Below are 10,905 nucleotides of genomic sequence, written 5' to 3'. Positions count from 1 at the left end.
GGCTTACTCATAGAATTGCCTTGAAGATGATCCTACTCTTTCTCCATCCAGTTTTGCGAATTCTTGTAACAATTCCTTCTGTCTTGGCGTTAATTTCTTGGGCACAATCAGATTAACTTTTATTAATTGATCTCCCTTGCCATATGATCCAAGATAGGGGATGCCATTACCCTTTAGTCTGAAGATTTGGCCATTTTCTGTTCCAGGTGGAATCTTCATCTTCGCCTTCTTTCCGGAAATGGTTGGGACCTGGATTTCACCACCAAGGCAAGCCATAGGAAAGGATATATCTGCAATGTTGACAATGTCATTCCCATGTCGTTCAAAGACGTTATGCTTTTGTATATGCATAAATACATACAAATCCCCGCTTGGACCACCATGAGGCCCCTGTTCCCCCTCGCCACTAATTTTTAATCTGGAACCGGATTCCACCCCTGGGGGTATTTTAACTGATATATTTCTTCGCTTTGGCACCAGTCCTCTACCACTACAGGTCTTACAAGGGCTAGTGATTATTTTACCATCGCCTCTACATTTATAACAGGTTTGGCTAATTGAAAAGAAGCCCTGAGTTTGTCTAATATTACCCGTACCATTACATACTGGACAAACTGAAGGTTTAGTGCCTGAGGCAGATCCTGTCCCATCACATGAAGGACAAGTCTCATCCCTAGGCACCTCTATCTTGACCTCTTTACCAAATGCCGCATCTTCAAGCGTAATTACAAGATCATATTGAATATCCGCTCCCCTTCTTACCCTCCTGGATTTGGTCTTGGCTCCCATACCGGATCCAAAAAAGCTTTCAAAAATATCGCCTAGATCTAGATCGCCAAAGATATCTGAAAAATCGGTATAGGCACCTCTGCCAAAACCCTCAAATCCGCTTACCCCATCATGTCCGTATCTATCATACGCTGCCCTTTTTTTGGGATCCCTCAGAATTTCATAAGCCTCAGTCGCTTCCTTAAACTTGTCTTCAGCCTCAGGATTTCCCTTATTCTTATCCGGATGATACTTTAATGCAAGCTTTCTATATGCCTGTTTGATCTCATCATCAGCGGCATTCTTCTTTATACCTAAGACATCATAATAATCTCTTTTTGAAGCCAATTCCACCTCTCTTTACTATAATCAATTTCAAATGGTAACATCTTAACCCGTATGAAAAAGATATAGAAATATATCATCATTTCCCTATATGAATGGATGATAGTAACATCCCTACAATCATTTTTTATAATTAATATCAATTGTCACATACACAGCTATGGAGTAATGGGCCTAACGATCTTTCTCGTCATCATCAACGACTTCATAGTCAGCATCATATACCTTTTCATCACCACTTTCACCCTCCATTTCTGGTTCACTTTGGACATCGCTATTTGAGTCTCTATTCTCCTCTTGTGGAGGTTGTTGCGAAGCCGTTTCCTTATACATTCTCTCAGCAAATTTATGTGAAGCCTGCTCAAGATTATTTTTAGCATCCTTAATAGCATTAATATCATCAGATTCCATCGCCTTTTTAAGATGAGCTATTTGAGATTCAATTTGCTGCTTCTCGCTTGGATCAACCTTATCCTCATTCTCCTTTATCATCTTCTCTAGTGAATATATAAAGGCATCAGCTTCATTTCTTGCTATTACGAGTTCCTTGATCTTCTTATCCTCTTCCGAATGCATCTCCGCGTCTTTTACCATATTATTGATCTCCTCTTCCGATAATCCACTGGAAGACTCAATCTTTATCTTCTGTTCCTTCCCTGTTCCAAGATCCTTAGCTGAAACGTGCACAATACCATTTGCATCAATATCAAAAGCGACCTCAATCTGAGGGACTCCCCTTGGTGCGGGAGGAATTCCGACAAGGTCAAATCTACCAAGCGTTCTATTCTGGGTGGCCATCTCTCTCTCCCCCTGCAGCACGTGCACTGAAACTGCCGGCTGATTATCAGCTGCTGTGGAAAATATTTGACTCTTCCTAGTCGGAATCGTTGTATTCCTGTCAATCAATTTTGTCATAACACCCCCTAAGGTCTCTATTCCCAAAGAGAGAGGAGTTACATCAAGAAGGAGCACATCATGTACATCTCCTGCAAGCACCCCACCCTGAATAGCAGCGCCAATAGCTACCACCTCATCGGGATTCACACCCCTATTTGGATCCTTTCCAAATATATTCTTCACAAGCTCCTGTACAGCAGGAATCCTAGTTGATCCTCCTACGAGTATAATCTCATCTATTTCAGTAGGGGTCAACCCTGCATCCTCCAACGCTCTGATGCATGGCTCCCTTGTAGATGATATCTGATCTTCAACTAGTTGCTCAAATTTTGCCCTTGTCAATGTTATCACCATATGCTTTGGTCCGCTCTGATCTGCTGTTAGGAAGGGTATATTGATCTCCGTCTGCAGCTTGCCAGATAATTCAATCTTTGCCTTTTCAGCGGCCTCTTTCAATCTCTGCAATGCCATTTTATCATTTGAAATATCAATTCCTGATTGTTTTTTAAACTCATCAATCAACCAAAGCATTATCCGCTGATCAAAATCATCACCACCAAGATGGGTATTACCGTTAGTTGATTTTACCTCAAAAACACCATCCCCTAATTCAAGAATTGAAATATCAAAGGTTCCCCCTCCAAGATCATAAACAGCTATCTTTTCGTTTTTACCCTTTTTGTCCAATCCATAGGCTAAGGATGCCGCTGTAGGTTCATTTATAATTCGTTCAACCTGAAGCCCCGCAATCTTACCTGCATCCTTTGTTGCCTGTCTTTGAGCATCATTAAAATATGCGGGTACAGTAATAACAGCCTTTTCAACCTTTTCGCCAAGGTAGTCCTCGGCAGTCTGCTTCATCTTTTGTAGTATTCTCGCGGATATTTCCTGCGGTGTAAGCTCACCCTCCCCTGTTTTAACCTTTATACCACCCTTCCCATCATCTATTATCTTATATGAGACCATCTTCATCTCTTCCATGACTTCTGAATAGCTTCTTCCCATAAATCTTTTAATAGACCGTATAGTATTTTCTGGATTTGTAATTATCTGATTTTTGGCAACCTGCCCAACTAATCTCTCTCCCTTTTCTGTAAAAGCTATAATGGATGGAGTGGTTCTCTGCCCTTCAGAGTTCTGAATAACAATATAATCTCCCCCCATCATAACCGAAACACATGAGTTGGTTGTGCCAAGATCGATTCCAATTATTTTACTCATCTCTTCTCTCCTTCTTATACATTTATTATAAATAGTTCTCTAAAATAGTATGATAAAAAACATATACATATTAGCTATTAAGTTACTAACTCATCTTAATAATTATTATCTAAGTCATTTAATTACATCTATTCCATTTTCTTTGATTTTGTTACCTTTACTTTTGAACATCTTAAAACCTGATCATTAAGACGGAATCCCTTTTGATATACCTTTGTTATTGTGTCCTTTTTGACATCTTCACTCATATCAATCTCTACTGCTTCGTTGAGACTTGGATCAAACTCTTGATTAATAGAATCAATTTCGATAATTCCATATTTTTTTAATGAATCTTCAATTCTATTTGATATCATAAGCACTCCCTCAACAAAGGATCTATGAACCTGCTCAAGTGAGTCCTGATCAGAAAAATTTGATGCTGCGTCAATGGCTCGTAGAAGATCATCATTGATATTTAAAATGTCGAGAGCGATGTCCTTAATTACTACCTGCTTATATTCCTCCTGCTCTTTAATCCTTCTCTTTTTGTAATTCTCAAAGTCTGCCTGTCTTCTTTTTAATAGATCCATCAATGATTGTATTTCTTCATCCTTCTTTTGTAAATCATTGTTTATGGTCTCTGTTCCCTCAATCTCAATTTGTTTTTCTGTGATTGGTATGTCCTTGTCCTCATTGATTATATCCCCTTGACTCTTAGTCTCCCCTGAGCAAGGATCTTCTATCTCATCATTTAAGATATCCCCCTTTGATTCATTTTTATTTTTAGATTCTTCATTATAATCGTATTCTCTTGGCTTATCTTTTACCATAACTTCTCCTTCAGCACTACAAGTTTTTAGGAATTGACTTACTTCCATATATTTTGCTTCCCTCTGCTAATTGAATTTTATTCATATTAAAATAATAGATATTACCCCAACTCATCTTGGATTGAGAGAGGAATTGTATTTTAATCAATTGTTAAAACTACAAAATCTTATCAAGTATGGAATGAATAGCGGTGTAAAACTCACTTTAGCCATAGTTTAATAGCGTAAATACATCTCATTTCTCTTTGGTTGAACCGATTCTTTTCAATCACCTCTTGAGCATATTATAGACCCTACAACCGAAGATTATCTAGATATATTGGTTAAAAAGGCGGACACCCTGTTCTCGGCATAACCCACTAAAGGGACTACCTTCTCATAATCCATTCTTGTTGGTCCAATTACCCCAACTACACCTGCATTCTTATTTCCAATCTTATATGCAGAAGTTACTATGCTACATCCTGATATATCATCCCCAGCAATCTCATCACCAATGAGTGTGGTTACACCATCCATATAGAGACTTCTCTCCATAATCTCTCTTAAAATCTTTTTCTCTTCAATGAGATGAAGAAGACTTTTCAGTCGTTCATTTTCAACCATTTCAGGGATGTGTAATAAATTTTCGATCCCATCTATAAGGAGTTCTGGTGCATCACTCTTGGATAATGCTAATTCAGCAATATCCAAGGCAACCTCCTCATTTGTAGTGATCATACTATTGCTTCTTAGTTTTTGAAAAATTTCTTCTTTAATTTCGAACATGGAGTAACCACACAACTCCCCTGTCAAGTATTTAGAGTTATTATAGAGCTCATCTTGCGTAACCTTAGCCGAAATAGTGACCCTTTTATTATATACCATTCCGGTTCTCGTTACTAACACAAATAATACTTCATTATTATCAAGTGATATAAGTTCAATATGCTTCACGATTGTATAATCTAGATTGGGAGTAAGCACAACTCCAGCATACTTTGACGCCAGTGAAAGCATTTTTGTAACAGCCAAAAAAAGCTTATCTAAATGTAATTCTCTTCTTATTAGTTCTTCTCTAAATATTTCTTTTACTTGTGTCTTGTTGTCTTCTATTTGAACATAGGAATCTAACAATTGATCTACATAATATCTATAACCCTTATCCGTTGGAACCCTACCAGCTGATGTGTGAGGTCTAATCAAAAATCCCATTGCCTCAAGGTCATACATTATATTTCTCATGGTAGCAGGTGAAATTGAGAATGAATACTTCTGAACAAAAGACCTCGAGCCAACCGGTGTGCCTGTTGATATATACTCATAGATAATTGTCCTCAGAATGGCAGATTCTCTCTCGTTTAAGATGTTCTCTGGTATTGAAGATTTTTCCATCATATACCCTCGCTCAGATTAGCACTCGGCTACGGTGAGTGCTAATAGCTTACTGAAAAAAAAAGATATAGTCAAGTCAAAAAAAAGTTATTGTCAACTTTTATAATATAAAAATCACTTTTTTTTCTTTTTTTCCTTTTTCTTCTCTTCAGCCTCCATTCTTGCCTTTAAGGCATCAATAGTATTCTTTAATTTTGCAGCCTCATCTGATTCGCCAAATAGTACATTAATCCTCCGCAAAAAGACAAGAAGATCAATTGACTTAATTATATCACCCGGAACTTGTGATGATAACTCATATCGATTTCTATAATGCTTAGCGGCTTCATTTAGACTATGCTTACAAAGCTTTAACAAATCCTGTCTCTCTCTATAATACTCTGTTCTTGGGTCTCTATATTTTTGTAAATCTGAAAAATTTACAATATTCTTGGTGATTACTGCAACCCTTCCCTGTATATCTACAAAGGACCATTTCCACTTTGAACTTTCCCCAAATCTTTCAATCAGCGTATTTACATAATTATGAATACTCTGTATAATATTAAGTACTTGTTTAGGATTAACCCTATCAATTTTTTTTATATATTCTTCGTTCTCCTTTAGTGGATGGTCTATTGAGCTTCCTACTATCTCTTCCATAAGTTGAAGAACCTTATAGATCTCCTTTCTTGCATTATTCAGGAAGCCTTCATTCTTAATATGAAGCATTTCAATAGAAACATCACTTATATTTATATAGAGCATAATTATTTTTATTGTCTCTAACACAATTTCAAGATTGTAATAAGAAGAAATTGATGACATCTTTCTCTTCCTGTTGCCCAAATCTTTAATCTTCCTGTTTGACTCATCAATTTCTGATTTAAACTCTTTGATATAGTCATTATATGCAGCTTTTTCAGCTCTGGTTATTGTCATATAAAGATCCTGCTATAAATAATCATTTGCATCTTTATTATGATTCTTATTAAAAACATTGATCATTTTATACTTTTAGATATTTTAAATTTCAAGCAAAACTATTGCGATCTCTTAAAATTATTGACATTTTTCCTTGACTATTACTATTAGGTCAATATCTTTGATAAGATCAAAGATAGATTATTTTATCATAATACTATATAATATTAACTATTGCAATAATTGTATCTTGTAAAGAAGCCAGTTATATATTATTGAAAAACAATTCTTCGATTCAGGTGAATTCTTTAACTGCATCGGAATTCCATTCCTTTTGTTCTAAATGTCAAGCCTTATCGCTTAACAAGGAAAAATTTGAGGATTCAGATGTGGATACAAGGTGAAGAGGTATTAGAATACCTAAGCAATACACCCTATACACTAAAAAATCCTGTGCTGAAGACATATAACTAATCCAATACTCTTAAGATATCAATAATTGCCTATAGAGGAATAATGGAAACAAATTCAGAAATAATTAAACCAAATGGGAAAATGGGTATTCTAATTCCAGGACTTGGCGCTGTTAGCTCAACCTTTATCGCGGGAGTAACACTGATATTGAAGGGTTTTAATACTCCCATAGGTTCATTATCCCAAATGGGAAAAATTAGAGTAAGCAAAGGCGAAAATGCAAAATATGTAAACATAAACGAATTTGTACCCCTTGCTGATTTAAGCGATCTTGAGTTTGGCGGATGGGATATCTTTGAGGATAATTGTTATCAGGTTGCATCAAAGGCGAAGGTGCTCCAACAATCACAAATTGATCTTGTAAAGGAAGAGTTATCCTGCATAAAGCCCTGGAAGGCTGTATTTAATAAAAACTATGTAAAAAAGTTGGATGGTGATTGGATTAAGGATGCTCCTTCTTATTGGGATCTCGCCCAGATGGTAAAAAATGACATAATAGAGTTTAAAGAAGAAAAAAATATAAGCCGGGCTGTAATGATATGGTGCGGAAGCACTGAAATATTTCAAGGAATTGTGCCTGGTGTGCATGATACATTGGAGAACTTTGAGAAGGGGTTAAAGGAAAGCGATGAGAATATTGCCCCAAGCATGATCTACGCCTATGCTGCCCTTGATTTAGGAATACCCTTTGCTAATGGCGCGCCAAATCTATGTATTGACATACCTGCCCTCAGGGAACTGGCAGACAGGAACAGGGTTCCCATAAGCGGAAAGGACTTTAAAACAGGCCAAACCCTAATAAAAACCATCATTGCGCCTGGATTAAAGGCTAGAATGATCGGCCTCAATGGCTGGTATTCCACTAACATACTTGGGAATCGGGATGGCGAAGTGCTTGATGATCCTGAATCCTTCAAGACAAAGGAGGTCAGCAAACTCTCTGTATTAGATCAAATATTTCAACCTGAACTATATCCTGATCTATACGATGATTATTATCATCTTGTAAGAATAAACTATTACCCCCCGCGCGGCGATAATAAAGAGGGCTGGGACAACATCGATATCTTTGGATGGCTTGGCTATCAGATGCAGATTAAAATTGATTTTCTTTGCAGAGACTCAATTCTTGCTGCCCCAATTGTCCTTGACCTAGCCCTATTCCTTGATCTTGCACAGAGGGCATCAATGTATGGCATTCAGGATTGGTTATCCTTTTATTGGAAGAGCCCAATCTATGAGACCGGCCAACAACCCATACATGATCTCTTTGTTCAATTGATGAAACTTAAAAATACTCTTCGTTGGTTGATGAATATCCCGCCAGTTACTTATCTGGGTTCTGAATCATACGATTGATTGACAGTTTACTATATCAACAGGAAAAGCAAAGGATTTCAACTCGAGGATCGGCCATTAAGGTTATTAATCAATCTCCACAATATTATTATTTTCCACTCTATATTGAGATGTCTTTAGAATATTGAACATATAAAACTGGCTATAATCTGTTTCCGATAATGCAAGGATAATCTTATCAATCCTCATGGAGTTCTCTGTTCCCACTTTAATCCTCACATCCATCACTCTAGGATTGTTGGCTGAGTCCTCGCCTTCTAGCGTTGATCTGAGGAAATTGGGATCTTCCTCTGATCCTGTATAATGATTGGATTGATTAATTTCTGTTGTATAATCTATGATTGCATCATGAAATTTTATTCTTCTTGAGCCCTTTGCGCCATCCTTTATAAAATCAATCTTTGAATTGATATTTTCTTTGCATTTTTCAAAGAATTCATCCTTTACTATATCAATAGAAAACCCCATGGCTGAGGTCACAGCCATTATTGATTCTTTCTTATTGAGAAATCTCATGTCAACAACACCTATCCCCTTTGGCAATCTATAATTAAGTGCTATAATCGCTTCAGTTATCCTGAAGCCGCCGTATAGATCAACATCGCATAACTCGCATATACTCTCAATCCCTACTGGCAAGGGATATCCCATGGAGATCCTTTCCCTTTTATTATGGCCTTGAGTAAAGGCAACAGGGGCATCAATCATTCTTAAGGCCCTCTTTATTATCTCAATAAAGTCAATATGTGGGATATACTTGGCTAAACCCCTTTTTGATAATTTTATTCTGATTCTCTGCTTTACATCATATTTTAGTTTAAACACATCCAAAGACTTCCTGAACACATTGGGATTAAACTCGGTATCATATAACCTATCTATTATATTATCCTTTGGCCGACATGAGATCTTTTCCTTATTAAATTTTATTAGTTTTTCATAACCAGTCTTTATGAAACACCAGGGGAGCATTTCACCCTCATCCCTGGGTGAGAGGTGTTTATCCCAATCTGGAATAAGATCATTAAGATTTTTTTCCCATACATCGAAATGAAAATGCTCCCTCCATGAATCAAACCGGCAGCCATCCTTATAAGATGCGCTAATTACCCTGCCTAAAAATATATCCCCCCTAGATAATACACCTTCCAGGATAGATGCCCTAACATCATGATTCTTGATCTCAATTGCTTTAGGCAGGGATCGCTTAATCTTTCTGATTATACCCTCATTATAATCAACATCCATTTGGCCTTCCCATTGAAAGGGTGTGTGTGGTTTTGGCACGAATGGCGATATCGTCACATTGATCCTCTTGTTTCTTCCAGCTATCTTGTATATTCTCTTTAAAAGTTCAATTATTGAGCATGCTTCATCATGCTCATTGCAACCCGGAAGACCAATCATAAAATATAACTTTAAAACCCTCCAACCTCGATCAAAAACATGCCTTACAATTGATAGGAGATCCTCAATTTCTAACCTCTTGTTTGACATCCTCCTTATCTCATCTGATGCAGATTCAACAGCAAAGGTGAGAGAGGTTTTTCTTATATTCGACATCTGTTCAATTATTGGGAGGGTCCTTTTATCAACCCGCATCGATGGAAGCGAAACTGATATCCCCCTTTCAGTCAAAGGGGGCAAAATATAATTGAGTAGTATTTCAAAAAATCTGTAATCGCTAATTGATAGAGACGACAGTGTCAAATCGCTGTAACCTGTATTTTCAATTATTTGAAAGATACGATCGCGCAATATCTCTGGTTTAATATTTCTATAGGGGAGGTCATAATACCCGGCATGGCAGAACTTGCATAGATTTTTACATCCCCTGGTAGCCTCAATTACACTTCGTTCCTGAGTAATCCTAATATTCGGCAAGATAGGCCTAATAGGATCCTTGAGTTCACCTCGATAAATCCTCTTATTGACAATCTTCCCTTCAATTCTGGATAATCCTCCATTATAAACAAATCGATATTTAGAGGGTATATATACACCCCCTATCTGATCCAAGAGATCGATAATCTGAGTTCTATTCAAGGACTCGCGCTTTGAAATCCTTATTGCTTCTATTATCTCGATTATTCCCTCCTCTCCATCGCCAATAAAAAAGGCATCAATGAATTCATTCATTGGGGCGGGATTCGAGGTTGCCTCACCCCCAGCGATAATAATAGGATGACAATCATCCCTATCCTTGGCAAGTATAGGGATATCTCCAAGGTCAAGAATCAGCAGGATGTTTGTATAGAGCAACTCATGAGAAATATTGAATGCTATAAGATCGAGTTCAGAGAGTGGAGTGAAGCTCTCCAGTGTATATAATGGGATACCTATTTCTCTGATCTTTTTCTCAAAGTCATCGGGCACAGCAAAGACTCGCTCGCAAGAAACATCCTCCAGGCTGTTGGCAATGTCATAAAGCACTCTTATACCATTATTGGACATCCCAATCTCATATAGGTCTGGATAACTGATAGCCATATGAATAAAAGTATCTTGTTTTACGATTTGATTAAATTCACCACCAACATATCTTGCAGGTTTCTGAAGATCAAATACCAGCTTGTTGATGGTTGAAATGTTTATTCTTCCCATACTTGTATGGTACCGTTAATTAATAAAAAATGAAATAGCAGATTCTAATTATAACGATCAATTACTATACTCAAAATTCCTTGTCTGTAATTACCGGCGTAAAAAAAGGCTTTGTACCACCTGTTATGGAATCTATACGATTAAATAT

7 protein-coding genes are annotated in these 10,905 nt (G+C 37.1%); 1 reads left to right on the top strand and 6 read right to left on the bottom strand.

Translation table 11 applies throughout. The features are described 5' to 3' along the window. Positions 1-3 precede the first annotated feature (3 nt). From dnaJ to SVZ03_13585, 5 genes are all read right to left on the bottom strand, one after another. Positions 4-1,116: a molecular chaperone DnaJ gene (dnaJ, locus tag SVZ03_13605; GenBank protein ID MDY6935244.1), complete on the bottom strand. Its 1,113-nt coding sequence runs from the start codon at positions 1,114-1,116 to the stop codon at positions 4-6. A gap of 171 nt (positions 1,117-1,287) precedes the next feature. Further along, on the bottom strand, positions 1,288-3,231 hold the full coding sequence (gene dnaK, locus SVZ03_13600; GenBank protein ID MDY6935243.1) for a molecular chaperone DnaK: 1,944 nt from the start codon (positions 3,229-3,231) through the stop codon (positions 1,288-1,290). 128 nt (positions 3,232-3,359) lie between these two features. Then, positions 3,360-4,043 (bottom strand): nucleotide exchange factor GrpE, encoded by a 684-nt coding sequence (locus SVZ03_13595; protein MDY6935242.1) that lies wholly within the window; start codon positions 4,041-4,043, stop codon positions 3,360-3,362. Positions 4,044-4,349: 306 nt separating this feature from the next. Beyond that, positions 4,350-5,420, bottom strand: a complete 1,071-nt coding sequence (gene hrcA / locus SVZ03_13590; protein ID MDY6935241.1) for a heat-inducible transcriptional repressor HrcA — start codon at positions 5,418-5,420, stop codon at positions 4,350-4,352. A gap of 111 nt (positions 5,421-5,531) precedes the next feature. Continuing rightward, a complete protein-coding gene (locus SVZ03_13585) occupies positions 5,532-6,338 on the bottom strand; it encodes a hypothetical protein (GenBank protein MDY6935240.1) in 807 nt (268 codons plus the stop codon). A 498-nt stretch (positions 6,339-6,836) separates the two neighbouring features. Here SVZ03_13585 and SVZ03_13580 point away from each other — a divergent pair, with 498 nt between their 5' ends. Further along, complete coding sequence (locus SVZ03_13580) at positions 6,837-8,153, top strand: inositol-3-phosphate synthase (GenBank protein MDY6935239.1); 1,317 nt, start codon at positions 6,837-6,839, stop codon at positions 8,151-8,153. A gap of 66 nt (positions 8,154-8,219) precedes the next feature. On the opposite strand, the gene SVZ03_13575 is transcribed toward SVZ03_13580, so the two are convergent. Next, on the bottom strand, positions 8,220-10,757 hold the full coding sequence (locus SVZ03_13575) for a TIGR03960 family B12-binding radical SAM protein (protein MDY6935238.1): 2,538 nt from the start codon (positions 10,755-10,757) through the stop codon (positions 8,220-8,222). Positions 10,758-10,905 lie beyond the last annotated feature (148 nt).

The sequence above is a fragment of the Spirochaetota bacterium genome (assembly GCA_034190085.1).
Taxonomy (GTDB): domain Bacteria; phylum Spirochaetota; class UBA4802; order UBA4802; family JAFGDQ01; genus JAXHTS01.
This window is presented reverse-complemented; position numbering and strand designations above follow the sequence as displayed.